General features: G+C 60.7%; 9 protein-coding genes. 7 read left to right on the forward strand and 2 right to left on the reverse strand.

Going from position 1 to position 12827, the window contains the following annotated elements; genetic code table 11:
• Positions 1–21: 21 nt before the first annotated feature.
• The 7 genes from araD1 to Q1W15_RS09980 all read left to right on the forward strand — a co-directional run bounded on the left by araD1 (position 22) and on the right by Q1W15_RS09980 (position 11316).
• Complete coding sequence (araD1, locus tag Q1W15_RS09950) at positions 22–1014, forward strand: AraD1 family protein (protein WP_300727156.1); 993 nt, start codon at positions 22–24, stop codon at positions 1012–1014.
• Between the two features lie 12 nt (positions 1015–1026).
• A complete protein-coding gene (locus Q1W15_RS09955) occupies positions 1027–2610 on the forward strand; it encodes an aldehyde dehydrogenase (NADP(+)) (RefSeq protein WP_300727158.1) in 1584 nt (527 codons plus the stop codon).
• A gap of 94 nt (positions 2611–2704) precedes the next feature.
• Complete coding sequence (locus tag Q1W15_RS09960) at positions 2705–4021, forward strand: MFS transporter (protein ID WP_300727160.1); 1317 nt, start codon at positions 2705–2707, stop codon at positions 4019–4021.
• A 20-nt stretch (positions 4022–4041) separates the two neighbouring features.
• Entirely contained in the window at positions 4042–5007 is a 966-nt protein-coding gene (locus Q1W15_RS09965) for a D-glycerate dehydrogenase (protein ID WP_300727162.1), read from the forward strand.
• A 119-nt stretch (positions 5008–5126) separates the two neighbouring features.
• Positions 5127–9797 (forward strand): DUF6543 domain-containing protein, encoded by a 4671-nt coding sequence (locus tag Q1W15_RS09970; protein ID WP_300727164.1) that lies wholly within the window; start codon positions 5127–5129, stop codon positions 9795–9797.
• Positions 9798–9869: 72 nt separating this feature from the next.
• On the forward strand, positions 9870–10169 hold the full coding sequence (locus Q1W15_RS09975) for a DUF5629 family protein (protein ID WP_300727166.1): 300 nt from the start codon (positions 9870–9872) through the stop codon (positions 10167–10169).
• Positions 10135–11316 (forward strand): lactonase family protein, encoded by a 1182-nt coding sequence (locus Q1W15_RS09980; protein WP_300727168.1) that lies wholly within the window; start codon positions 10135–10137, stop codon positions 11314–11316. Before Q1W15_RS09975 ends, Q1W15_RS09980 begins: the two co-directional genes overlap by 35 nt.
• A gap of 160 nt (positions 11317–11476) precedes the next feature.
• Here Q1W15_RS09980 and Q1W15_RS09985 read toward each other — a convergent pair whose 3' ends face one another.
• Both Q1W15_RS09985 and Q1W15_RS09990 read right to left on the reverse strand, forming a co-directional pair.
• Complete coding sequence (locus tag Q1W15_RS09985; RefSeq protein ID WP_300727170.1) at positions 11477–12229, reverse strand: anti-sigma factor; 753 nt, start codon at positions 12227–12229, stop codon at positions 11477–11479.
• A complete protein-coding gene (locus Q1W15_RS09990; protein WP_300727172.1) occupies positions 12226–12732 on the reverse strand; it encodes a sigma-70 family RNA polymerase sigma factor in 507 nt (168 codons plus the stop codon). The genes Q1W15_RS09985 and Q1W15_RS09990 overlap by 4 nt, the downstream gene beginning before the upstream one ends.
• Positions 12733–12827 lie beyond the last annotated feature (95 nt).

Consider the following 12827-nt stretch of genomic DNA (forward strand, 5'->3'; position numbering starts at 1 on the left):
CGTGTGTAAGCGAGAATTTCTATGCGTTTAGTCCAGTTTGAAGTGAACAACGGTGAGCGTCGTGTCGGTGTGGTTGACGGTGCTCAGGTACGTGAAGTGCAGGGTGCCGCCAGCGTGCGCGAACTGGCCCTTGCCGCTATTAAAGCGGGGGTGAGCCTGGCGCAGCAGGTCGAGGGCTTGGGCCTGGGAGCCGGTCATGACTACGCCGAACTGCTGGCCGAGCTGCGCATTTTGCCGCCGCTGGACCACCCGGACCCGGCGCATATGTTGATCAGCGGCACCGGCCTGACCCACCTGGGCAGCGCCTCGGCGCGGGACAAAATGCACCAGCAAAACCACGATGAAGCCACCCTGACCGACACCATGCGCATCTTCAAATGGGGGGTGGAGGGCGGCAAGCCTGCGGCCGGCCAGGCCGGTGTGCAGCCAGAGTGGTTCTACAAGGGCGATGGCAGCATTGTGGTGCGCCCGGGGGCGGCGTTCCCGCTGCCGCCGTTTGCCGAAGACGCCGGCGAAGAACCCGAAATCGGCGGCCTGTACGTGATTGGTCATGACCGCAAGCCATACCGCGTCGGGTTTGCGGTGGGTAACGAGTTCTCCGACCACGTGATGGAGCGCAAAAACTACCTGTACCTGGCCCATTCGAAACTGCGCAGTTGCTCGTTCGGCCCGGAGCTGCGGGTCGGTGAGTTGCCGCAGCACCTGGCGGGCAGCAGCCGCATCATCCGCAACGGCGAAGTGCTGTGGGAACACGAATTCCTCAGCGGCGAAGCCAACATGTGCCACAGCCTTGAAAACCTTGAGTACCACCACTTCAAGTACAGCCAGTTCCTGCGCCCGGGCGACGTGCATATCCATTTCTTCGGTACCGCCACCTTGTCATTCGGTGACGGCATTCGCACGCAACCGGGCGACCGTTTTGAAATCAGCCAGGCCGAGTTCGGTGCCCCGTTGGTCAACGGTATTCAACCGGTCGACGGCGTGTTTGAACCCGGCGACGTCGGCACACTTTAAAAGGACAGTTTCATGACTCAGATTCTCGGTCACAACTACATTGGTGGCCAACGCAGCGCCGAAGGCAGCGTTATCGTCAAGAGCGTCGACGCCACCACCGGCGAAACGCTGGCCTACGACTTTCACCAGGCCACCCCGGCTGAAGTGGACCGCGCGGCGCTGGCGGCCGCGACCGCGTACCCGGCCTTTCGCGCTCTGAGCGCTGCACGCCGCGCTGAATTCCTTGACGCCATTGCTGATGAGCTGGACGCACTGGGCGATGACTTTGTGGCCGTGGTGTGCCGCGAAACCGCACTGCCAGCCGGGCGTATCCAGGGCGAACGCGGCCGTACCAGCGGCCAGATGCGCCTGTTCGCCAAGGTGCTGCGTCGCGGTGATTTTTACGGCGCGCGCATCGATCAGGCCTTACCGGACCGTGCGCCGCTGCCACGCCCGGACCTGCGCCAGTACCGCATTGGCCTGGGCCCGGTTGCCGTGTTCGGTGCCAGCAACTTCCCGCTGGCCTTCTCCACGGCGGGCGGCGACACCGCGTCGGCGCTGGCGGCCGGTTGCCCGGTGGTGTTCAAGGCCCACAGCGGCCATATGGCCACTGCCGAATGGGTGGCCAATGCGCTGGTCCGCGCGGCCGAACGCACCGGCATGCCGGCAGGCGTGTTCAACATGATTTATGGCGCGGGTGTGGGTGAAGCGTTGGTCAAGCACCCGGCGATCCAGGCCGTGGGCTTTACCGGCTCGCTCAATGGCGGTCGCGCGCTGTGCGACATGGCCGCGGCGCGCCCGCAGCCGATTCCGGTGTTTGCCGAGATGTCGAGCATCAACCCGGTGATCATCCTGCCTCAGGCTCTGGCCGCGCGCAGCGAGACGATTGCCCGCGAACTGGCCGCTTCGGTGGTGCAGGGGTGTGGGCAGTTCTGCACCAACCCAGGGCTGGTGATCGGTATCCGTTCAGCGGCGTTCAGCGCCTTTGTTCAGCAACTGGCGGCGCAAATAAACGATCAGCCGGCGCAAACCATGCTCAACGCGGGCACCTTGCGCAGCTACGGCAAAGGCCTGGACAAACTTCTGGCCCACGCCCGTATCGAGCACGTTGCCGGCACGGCGCAGCAGGGCAACCAGGCTCGGCCGCAACTGTTCAAAGCCGATGTCAGCCTGTTGCTGAACGGCGATGAAGTGCTGCAAGAAGAAGTGTTTGGCCCTACCACGGTCGTGATCGAAGTGGCCGATCAGGCGCAACTCAGCGCGGCCCTCAACGGCTTGCACGGCCAACTCACGGCCACCGTGATTGGCGAGCCGGACGACTTGCAGCAGTTCAGCGAGCTGACGCCGCTGCTGGAGCAGAAAGTCGGCCGCATCCTGCTGAACGGTTACCCGACCGGCGTGGAAGTGTGCGATTCGATGGTGCATGGCGGCCCGTACCCGGCCACTTCGGATGCGCGCGGCACGTCGGTGGGCACCTTGGCCATTGATCGCTTCCTGCGCCCGGTGTGCTTCCAGAACTACCCCGACAGCCTGCTGCCGGACGCCTTGAAGAACGCCAACCCATTGGGCCTGCAGCGCCTCATCGACGGCCAGTTATCTGACCGCGCGATTGGCTGATACCCGCCTGTAAACGGCGGCCGCCTGCATGGGTGGCCGCCGTGCCTCTGCCACATTCTGTGCAACGCCTGACAACAATAATCAAAGGTGCGCCATGACTGCTGAAACACTTACGCCTGCGCGCTCGCCCGCCGACACGCTGGACGATGCGCTGTACCGCAAAGTGAACTGGCGGATCATTCCGCTGTTTATCGTGTGTTTTCTGTTTGCCTACCTGGACCGGGTCAATATCAGCTTCGCCAAATTGGAGATGCAGAGTGATCTGGGGTTCAGCGATACCGTCTATGGCCTGGGGGCCAGCCTGTTTTTCGTCGGCTATTTTCTGTTTGAAGTGCCCAGCAACGTCTTGCTGCACAAGATCGGTGCCCGTATGTGGATCGCCCGCATCATGGTGTCGTGGGGCATTACCTCGGCGTGCATGATGTTTGTGGACAGCGAGTTCTGGTTCTACACCCTGCGGTTTTTGATCGGGGTGATGGAAGCCGGCTTTGTGCCGGGGGTGCTGTTTTACTTCACCCAGTGGTACCCGGGTAATCGCCGGGCACGCGTGAATGCCTATTTCAAAAGCTCCATTTGCCTGTGCGGCATTGTCGGTGGCCCATTGGCCGGGTTTATCCTCGGGCACTTCGATGGGGTGTACGGCATGGCAGGCTGGAAGTGGCTGTTTTTGCTGGAAGGTCTGCCGTCGGTGCTGCTGGGCTTTGTGGTGTTGTGGTTGTTGAGCGACCGCATCGAAGACGCCCCGTGGCTGTCAGTTGAAGAGAAAAAAGTGCTGCTGGCGCGGATGGCCAGCGAGCCCAAGCCTGAGTCGTCCAGCGCGTTTTCCGATATCTGGAAACACCCGACCACCTACGTGATGTCGGCCATTTACCTGTGCCTGGTCATGGCGCTGACCGGGCTGCTGTTCTGGATGCCGCAACTGATTAAAAGTGCCGGGGTGGCAGACACCTTCGATATCGGCCTGCTGACCATGATCCCGTATTTGGTCGCTGCGGCCGGCAACCTGGTGATTGGCAACAGTTCTGACAAACGCGGCGAGCGGCGCTGGCACATGGCCGGTTGCGCGTTGTTGACCGCCGCCGGTTACCTGTTGTGCGCCTGGTTCCCGGGGCAATTGCTGCCCTTGATGGTCGGCATGAGCATGGTGCTTACCGGGATCATCGCCTGGATGCCGATTTTCTGGACCATACCGCCGCGCTTTCTCACCGGTTTGGCGGCCGCAGCCGGCATTGCCCTGATCAACTCGCTGGGCCAGTTGGGCGGTATCATTGCGCCCTTTATGGTGGGGCGTATCAAGGACCTTAGCGGCTCGGCCACACCGGCTTTGTATGTGCTGAGCATGGTTTGCCTGCTGGCCACGGCGCTGGTGATCTGGGGTATTCCGGCGCGTTACTACCGGGTAAAACCATGACTGTTTCAAGGGAGGCAAGCATGACACCTCATCTGTTGATTTTCAGCCGCGTGTCCTCGGCACAGGTGTTGGCCGAGCTTGAGCAACGCTACCACGTGACGTACTGCCCCGACCCGTTGGGGGCCGATGAAGTGCGTTTCTTTGCGGCCTTGGGCGAGGCTGATGCCCTGATGGGCGCGAGCCTGAAACTGGACCGCACGCTGCTGGAACAAGCGCCAAAGGTCAAAGTGATCGCCAGTGTGTCGGCGGGGTATGACAACTACGACCTGGATTACCTGCGTGAGCGCGGCATTTGCCTGACCAACACCCCGGACGCTGTGACCGAGACCACTGCCGATACGGCGTTCTTGCTGCTGATGATGGCAGCCCGTCGCGCGCTGGAAATGGCCGACCTGGTGCGCAACGGCCAGTGGCAGGAGAAAAATATCCCGGAGTCGCTGTTCGGCACCGATGTGCACGGCAAACGGCTGGGCATTATTGGCCTGGGGCGTATCGGCGCGGCGATTGCGCGGCGTGCCCGGTTCGGCTTTGGCATGTCGATTATCTACAGCGGCCAGTCTGACAAACCGGCGCTGGAGCATGAGCTGGGTGCGCAACGGGTGGCGCTGGAGCAACTGCTGGCCGAGGCGGATTTCATTTGCGTGTGCGTGCCGTTATCCGATGCAACCCGTCACCTGATCGGGGCCCGTGAGTTTGGTTTGATGCGTCAGCAGAGCATCTTTCTGAACGTGTCCCGTGGGCCGGTGGTGGACGAGGCGGCCTTGATCGATACGCTGCAACGGGGAGGGATTCGAGCGGCGGGGCTGGACGTGTTTGCCCAGGAGCCGTTGCCCGCTGACTCACCGTTACCGGGCTTCAGGCAGGTGTGTGCGTTGCCGCATATTGGCTCGGCCACCGTTGAGGCGCGAGCGTTGATGGCCCGCACTGCGGCTGACAATCTGCACCGCGTTCTGCGCGGCGAGCCCCCCCTTAACCGCGTGGTGTAAGCCAGGTCCGGGCTGTTGGTAACGGAGTACCGCAGCCCGCACGGGTTTTTATTTTTAGATACCTGCACAAGGTTGGCGCACTGGCACCGACCGACTTTTCTACGTGCAGGTACCCGCTCATGACTGTTCCGGTCGCCCCCCCGTTGTCCCTCGGCCGCACTGAATTGCTTAAACACAGCCTTACCCATCTATTCGATGGCCGCCCAACGCTGCGTGTGGTCATTGCCAATGCGCTGGAAAAGGCCCTTGGACAGCACTTTACAGGCCTGTTCGAGCAGCTTCGCGTTGCGCAGTTACAGATCGTCTGGGCCGTTGACTCCAATGAAAAGCCTTTGCCTGCACTGCGCGCGGTACCGCTGCTGGACGCCATGCTTGAGCATATCGCCGTCGGCACACCGTTGAATTACAGCTACTACGAGCCAACACAATGCTATGTGGTGCGTTTGGCCGAGGGTGAAGTACTCAGCGCCCATACCCCTTCATTCCTGTACATACCTACGGTTGAACGGGCGATGCGGCAGGTGTTGCAGCACTGGGTCTGGTCATTTAAGCAGGCGTTGCTGGACTTCTGGAACCAGCCTGTGCCCGGCTATCGGAGCCGCACCTTGTGGTTGGGACAATGGCTGGCGGACACCTTGTTGGCGACAGTTAACACCGGCCCCGGCCTGAGTGCCAACCAGGTTGAAGTGGTGCGAGGCATGGTCCGAACGCCGTTGCTGGCCGAACGCCTACGACAGAGGCGCTATCAGGAGCAGCCCAAGGCGTATTTTGCCCAACTGGTCGTAGAAACGGGCGACTCAACGGTCAACCAGTTGTTGCCAGATCTGCTGATCGTGCATGCCGTCAACGGGCAGGAGCACTTATTGCGGTGCCAACCTTCAGGGCAGGTCGAGGCCTTTACCTCGCTCAGTGAGTATCTGCTAGAGCTGGGTGGGGTTTTGTCACACCGCTACCCGGGTAAAACCCTGACCTGCAAACGCTATGAACCGGTAGGCCATTGCTTTCAGGTCCAGGCCAGGATCATTCTCAACAACCAAGTGGAAAGTCTCGATGACGTGGCAAAGGCCGCGCCGAGCGATGCCCGTACTTTGGTTCAGTTGGAGCGCCAGTTGCGGGAACTGACAGACCCCAGTGCACTTGTTGATGACAATGAACTGCTGATGTCCGAGCCCTTGGCGCGACTCTACAACGCACTACCCCAGTGGTTGCAGACGGCGGATGCTGTTGATCGCCAGGCCTATCGCTCGCATTTGATCGACCTGGCCGATGTTCACCGCAAGGAGGGGGGACGTGCGTTCAACGAAGGTATCCCCGACGTGCACGCCTATGCCACGCAACAGTTGCACCAACAGATGCGTCGGGACCAACCGCTGGCGCCGGGGTACAACCCCGACGACCTTGTACTCGAGTTTGCGGTGCCCTTCGGACCGTTTGGTACTGCGGGGCAGGTGCATACCGTCAGCTACACCCTGACGGAACTGGCCCTGCAAAACCTGGTGGCCTGGCCGGGCGGCCATATGACCATTCGGCACAAGCACAACCAACTGATTCAAGACTGGTGGCTTACGCCGATGTACATCAGGCTTCTGATCGTGCGCGTCAATATCGGCGGCACCTACCCCCAATTGATTCGTCGCCTGTTGCTGGACGATAAAGCCGAGGCCCTGCGTCGCGAGGGTTTGTACGTCGAGCAGTTACGGGCGTCATTGCCTTTACTGGCGCTGGAAATGAAGCTGCAAGGGCAGGGCGGGTTGACGGACTGGGGCCACCGCTGTGTAGCGGCGTTGATGCAGCCCCTTGCCGAGCTTCGTGTGTTGGACGGGCAGAATGTGAACATATGCCCGTTGGGCTTTATGCAACGCCCTGGCAGCGCCCCGGATTTCGTGGCCAATATGTTCGTCATCGGCACCGGCAACCCGTTGAACGGGCGGTGTGTACTGTACCGGCCACTGTTCAAGGAGGCGTTGATTGAATATGCCTCGGTGCAAGAGATGCTGAGCGCCTTTACGCACGCCGGCACGCTACGCGACAGTGTGCTGGAATGGTTACCCGATGCGGTAAGAAATGACTATATCGAGGGGGCCTTTCGCCTTGCGCAGCGTCCTCCGCAAGCGCAGTTTTTTACCCAGCCGCTGAGCGCTGATTTTAAGCATCAACTGTTTGCCAGTACCGCCCAAGCGTTGCTGGTGCTGGCCGACCGGCAAACGGTTTCGAACGTGGAGAGCCGCTGGGCCAGTCTCAAGGCGGGTGGCTGGTTGCTGCTGAATAGCGTGTTGGGTTCGCCGTGGGTCAAAGGGCCGCTGGCGCTGCTGGGGTGGGTGTTTTTGACCTTCACGGCGGTGCGCCAGGACATTCATGTTCTGGAAAGCGATGACGAGCGGGGCCGTGCGCCTGCCATCATCGACCTGCTGTTCAATATCGCGCTGGTACTGCTGCATGGCGTGCAGCGATCGCCAGGGGTCAGCGTTTCGAAAGAGCAACTACCACCCTGGCAGGAGACTGCGGGAGATACTCCCGTAATTGATGACAATGTGCCGCCTGCCGAGGTCAAGCCCGGGCCGGTGTATTTTCTGGATGTCCCCGTGGGTAATGGCCTTAGCGCGCTGGATTTTACCTGGTTCAACAACCCGCGAATTGACTTTACGCCCGCTCAATTGACCTGGCTGGATCGCAATCGCGGCCCTGAAATCGGCCAAACCGAACCTGTCGCCCACGGTGAGCGAAAAGGCTTGTATGTGGTGGGTGGCAAGTGGTGCGCGCAGGTACGAGGCTTCGATTATCAGGTGTCCCTGGAAGACGAAGGCGTGGTGGCGGTCAACCCCAACAACCCTCTGGATACCGGGCCTTGGCTGCGCAGTGACGGGCGGGGCAAGTGGGACTTTGACACGGGCATGTACTTGCGCGGCGGCGGCCCCAAGCGCCGCCAGGCGCTGAATGAGCGGATTGCACAACGTAATCGTCAGGTGGATGAACTGACACGCAGGCTGAAAACGTTTGTGGAGGGCGAAAAAGCGACCAATGACAGCATCGTCGAAGAGTTGGGCAGAGCCCTGGAAGCTACAGAAGGCCAAAACAGTCAGAATTTTTCATACTTGGAAAAATCACTGCGGCTCAAGTATTTACGCACCGTACTGGACCGCGCCAAGGCGGATATCAGGGTGGGCCTGGACAGCGTTCAGGCTCGCCACGCCTTGAAACCCGATCCGTTGGACCACCAACTTCTCGGTGCTTTTTACCGCTCATTGTGCATGGTGTCGACCAATGTGCTGTTTGTGCTGAATGTGTCGGGCGGCCTCTTCAGGCAGTTGCACCCGACACTTAACGCCAGCGGACCCCTGGCGCTGGATGCTGAAGGCGCGGCGCTGTTTATCGGTTACAAACGTGAGTTATTGAAAATACAACTGCAGCAGGTCGAAGAGTTCCAAGCGCTCAAACGCACGCTTCAAGCACTCAAGGATGTGCCGCGTGTGGGGGCCAAAATGGCCAGTGAGCAGGTGGTCGGGCAATTTTTTACCGACGCCAGTGGCGTAGATCGCGAGGGCACGGAAATGGACTTTCAGAACATGGTGCTCAGCAGTCTCAGCGACCTGGTGCCCACACAGGTGTTCGGTGAGGTCTGGGAACGTTTGAGAGCCATTACAGGCCCCTTGGGTTACACCGTAGAGTCTCACTCCAGGTTGGCCGATACGGCACTTTTCACCTATCGCGAGCGCATTGAGATTCTGGAAAGTGTGCGCGAGCGGTATGCCAAGGCGCATGACGCGTTGGCCCTGTTGCAACTGGAGGTGGGCGATCAATTGAACATGGCTGATTACCATAGCCTGAACGAGGTGCTCGAACGGCTCAACGTCACGGTGCAGCAGCAACTGGCTCAGGAGATCCGGGAGCATGACGAGTGGCTGCCAGAGCAGCCCAGGCCGTCTTCCTCGCAGCGCACTGCGCAGCGAATCATCCGCACCCGCAAACAAGGCGTCCTGATTGGGGTCGCCCGTGCACGGGCGTCAGAGCAGGACCCGGAAATTGTTGAGGTGATGGCTTCAATCTCGGCGGTGGAGCGTCGTTCGCAAACCCCTGAACCCGAAAATCACAAGCTGGTATTCACCCGCTCACCTGAAGATGTGTGGGAGCAGGTGCAAACCCCCATGCCTCGTCATGAGGGTCGTTCATTGGTAACTATTCGAGAGCAGTGCAATACCTTGCTGGGCAAGCTGGACGAAAAAATAAGGTTGGTGAAAACCTATTCAAAGATCTCCCGGTACCCGCTGGAGCTTGAAGAAACCCTGGAAAAGGATGCGCAAAAACTGGACGTGCTGAGCGCTGAAATTGAGCGCACCTTTCCCGATGAGCCGGTGGTGGAGAAACCCAAATCGGGCACCCCGCGTTCCTTGCTTAAGCGCTTGCACGAGGGGGCCGCGCGGTTACGCGAACAGGCTCTCTGGATTCTCAAGTCGGTGCCGCCCACCACACCGGTGGTGGAGTTTTTGTTGAGCAAGGGCGAGCTCAACCTGGTACGCATCGGTCAGCGTGTGGCCTTGAAGGGCGAGCGTCAGGATGTGGTTCAGGAATATGAGGTGCGCACTCAAAAGAACCAGGTGTTGTGGTATGCGCATGTGCATTACCCCGACCTCAGCACGCCGGTTAAATCGCCGACGGCGGCCCATTTCAAATTCAAAAATCAGCGTTACGACAGCCAGGCCAGCCTGGCTGCCAAGGGGCAAGCGGCGACGGTGCATTACGGCAAAATCAGCGAAAAAATGCTCGATGAGCGTTTTTGGCCTTTGGAGGGGTAAACGTCGGTGGCGGGCGTAGGGTTGATGGCCTTTATGGCCTATCATTACGCCTTTCCAACAGGTGATTGATAAATGAACGATTCAAGCCAGACCTTGCCCATGGCCCTTCAAACCAGCGACATGCTGGTGATTGACGGGCTGCATGCCTGGGATTTTTCTCTGGATGAGCAGCAATTGTTGATCAAATGCATGGACGGGCGGGCTGAGAAGCGTTGGGTGTTCACCCCGGCGCAACTGAATGCGGCGGTGTTTGACGACAGCCTGCAAAGCTGGGTGCTGAACGGTGACGCGGGTGAGCACCGTCTGGTGTGCTTGAGTGCAATCAGCGGGAGCAATGATGACGACGATACAGAGGTGGCGGTTGAGGCTTAAATGGTTGCCCTTGTTGATGGCTTCCGGCTTTGGCGCGTTGTCGGCTCCGGTGTGGGCCGACAACGAACTTGACCTGTTGGTCGGCTCGTACACCCAGGGCAAGAGCCAGGGCCTTTACCGGCTGCAGTTTGACCCCCGCACCGGGCATATCACGCCTGCGCCGCGGCAAGTGTTCAAGGCGGCCAACCCTTCCTGGCTGACCTTGAGCAAAGACCGGCAACGGTTGTTTGTGCTCAATGAAAATGCCGATAAGGGGGCGGCCACCAGCCTGGCGATTGCCCCTGAAACCGGGCATTTGAGCCTGATCAACCAGGTTGGCACGCAAGGCGAGTCGCCCACCCATTCCAGCCTGAGCGCTGATGAGCGCTACCTGTTTGTCGCCAACTACGGCGCTAACACTGACCCGGGTGGCAGCCTGGTGGTGCTGCCGATCAACGCCGAAGGGCAACTGCAAGCTGTGACGCAGGTGAGCCGTCACGCCGGCAGCTTGGTCAACCCTGCGCGGCAATTGGCTTCGCATGTGCATTCGGTGGTGTCTTCCCCGGACGGCCGGTTTGTGTACGCCAGCGACCTGGGTGCCGACACCGTGTTCGTGTACCGCTACGACCCTGCGGCCAACCCTGAGCAGCCCCTGGTACCCGCCACGCCACCCGCCGTTGCCCTGCCGCCCGGCAGTGGGCCGCGCCACTTGTTGTTCGCCCCGGACGGCAAGCACGCCTACCTGACGGCAGAAATGAGCGCGCAAGTGTTTGTGTTCGACGTCGAAAACGGTCAGCTCAAACAGCGTCAGGTTGTGGAGCTGGCGGCGGGCCAACCGGCGCAAAACCGTGCAGCGGGGGCGTTGCATGTGTCGGCTGATGGTAAGTACCTGTACGTCAGCAACCGTGGCAAGGCCAATGAATTGCTGGTCTTTGCTATCGACCCGGGCAATGGTGAATTGACCCAAATTCAGCGCCGCTCGGTGGACGGTGATCATCCTCGCGAATTTGCCCTGAGCCCCGATGGCAAGTTCTTGTTGGTCGCCAACCAGATGAGCAACGCTATTGTGGTGATTGAACGGGATCCGGTTTCGGGCCTGTTGGGCAACACCGTGCAAACCCTGCCAATGGATTCGCCGTCAGACCTGCTATTCATTAAGCGGGCGTGAGGGGGGCCATCCATGCGACTGCCGGTGTGTAGTCGATGACGGGCTTTGCGAGGCTGCGTGCGGCACGCAGTCGTCGCGAAACCGGCGATGCGGTACATGCGGTACACCCGGGATTCAGGTTTGCGCTTGCTGCGCAACCTATCGCAGCCTTCGGCAGCGACTACAGGGTTGTGCTGCTTTCGACTATGCGGGCGGCGGGCCCGTCGGCCGGGCCGACCATGGCGTAGTTGTAGCCTGGGCCTGACCAGTAGTCGGCCTGCAAGTCGCCGTCCCGGCGGCTGCCCCGTGGCAGCAGGCTGTTCTGCGGGCCCGGTGGGCGGATGTAAAAGCTGATGCGTTCGCCGCTGGCGTTGGTGTACAGCACCATGGCGGCCGGGCCTTGGTCGGTGGACAGCAATCGGCTGCTGACCGCCTGAAACCCTGCACCGGACAAGTCCGGCAAGCGTTCGGCCCGGCTGAAGTAGCGGTCCACCCAGGCTTGCATGGTGGTGTCTTGTGTCACGTTGTAGTCCGCGGGCAATACGCCCTGTTCGGCAAACATGCGGTGCGCCACCAGGGCATCGGTCATGGGCAGGTTGCTGGCCAGCAGTGTCATTTGCCGGGCCTGCCAGCCCCCCAGCCCCCCCACGCTCACGGCAATCAATAACACCGCCGCCGTGGCCCATTGCCGATGGGTTTGCCGACGTTGGCGCTGGCGGATGGCCGCCGGGTCGAGTGCCGGGTTGTCGGGCTGTCGCAAGGTGTCGTGCAGGGCGGCGCGCAAGGCTTGGGCGTCACGTTGCCAGGCCTGCACTTGAGCCGCGACCTCAGGGTGTGTGTGCAAGTAATGCTCAACCTGCTGGCGCTCGGCGTCGCTTAGGGCATGGTCGATATAAGCATGCAAATCCCGTTCACTGGGCGGTGTGGTGATCATTTGAGTCTCCGCAGGGCGGGGCGGGTGATTTCGCCTTCGCTGAGTTGGCGCAGGGCCTGGCGCGCGCGTGACAGCCGCGACATTACCGTGCCGATGGGCACGTCGAGAATATCGGCCACTTGCTGGTAGCTTAAGCCTTCGACCGACACCCACAGCAGCAGCGCCCGTTGTTCAGTGTTCAACTGGTCGAACGCGGCGAGGGCCGACTGGGCGAGCACCGTGCGTTCGGCCGAAGGTTGGGTATCGTCACGCCCGCTGATGAAATCGAGCATCCGCGCATAGCGGCGGGAGCGTCGGTGCTGGTCGAGAAACTGGCGGTACAAAATGGCAAACAACCACGCCCGCAAGTCCCCCTCGGGCCGCTTGCTATCCAGGTGGGTGAGGGCACGTTCCAGGCAAGCTTGCACCAGATCATCCGCGTTGCTGGCGTGGCGGGTCAACGACAGGGCAAAGCGCCGCAGGTTGGGGATGAGTTCGCGCAGTTGCTGGTCAAATGAGGTCATGGTGCCCTGCACGGTGTGGGTCAGTCGGTGTTTGATCTACAGACGACCCGGCGGGCGGGTTATTCCCGGTGGTCGAAAAAAAAGACTGAAAAAAT

This window comes from Pseudomonas sp. (genome assembly GCF_030150285.1).
Lineage (GTDB): Bacteria > Pseudomonadota > Gammaproteobacteria > Pseudomonadales > Pseudomonadaceae > Aquipseudomonas.

Coding starts and splice junctions, on each gene's coding strand:
- araD1 (WP_300727156.1), top strand. CDS start 22: ATGCGTTTAGTCCAGTTTGAAGTGAACAACGGTGAGCGTCGTGTCGGT.
- Q1W15_RS09955 (WP_300727158.1), top strand. CDS start 1,027: ATGACTCAGATTCTCGGTCACAACTACATTGGTGGCCAACGCAGCGCC.
- Q1W15_RS09960 (WP_300727160.1), top strand. CDS start 2,705: ATGACTGCTGAAACACTTACGCCTGCGCGCTCGCCCGCCGACACGCTG.
- Q1W15_RS09965 (WP_300727162.1), top strand. CDS start 4,042: ATGACACCTCATCTGTTGATTTTCAGCCGCGTGTCCTCGGCACAGGTG.
- Q1W15_RS09970 (WP_300727164.1), top strand. CDS start 5,127: ATGACTGTTCCGGTCGCCCCCCCGTTGTCCCTCGGCCGCACTGAATTG.
- Q1W15_RS09975 (WP_300727166.1), top strand. CDS start 9,870: ATGAACGATTCAAGCCAGACCTTGCCCATGGCCCTTCAAACCAGCGAC.
- Q1W15_RS09980 (WP_300727168.1), top strand. CDS start 10,135: ATGACGACGATACAGAGGTGGCGGTTGAGGCTTAAATGGTTGCCCTTG.
- Q1W15_RS09985 (WP_300727170.1), bottom strand. CDS start 12,229: ATGATCACCACACCGCCCAGTGAACGGGATTTGCATGCTTATATCGAC.
- Q1W15_RS09990 (WP_300727172.1), bottom strand. CDS start 12,732: ATGACCTCATTTGACCAGCAACTGCGCGAACTCATCCCCAACCTGCGG.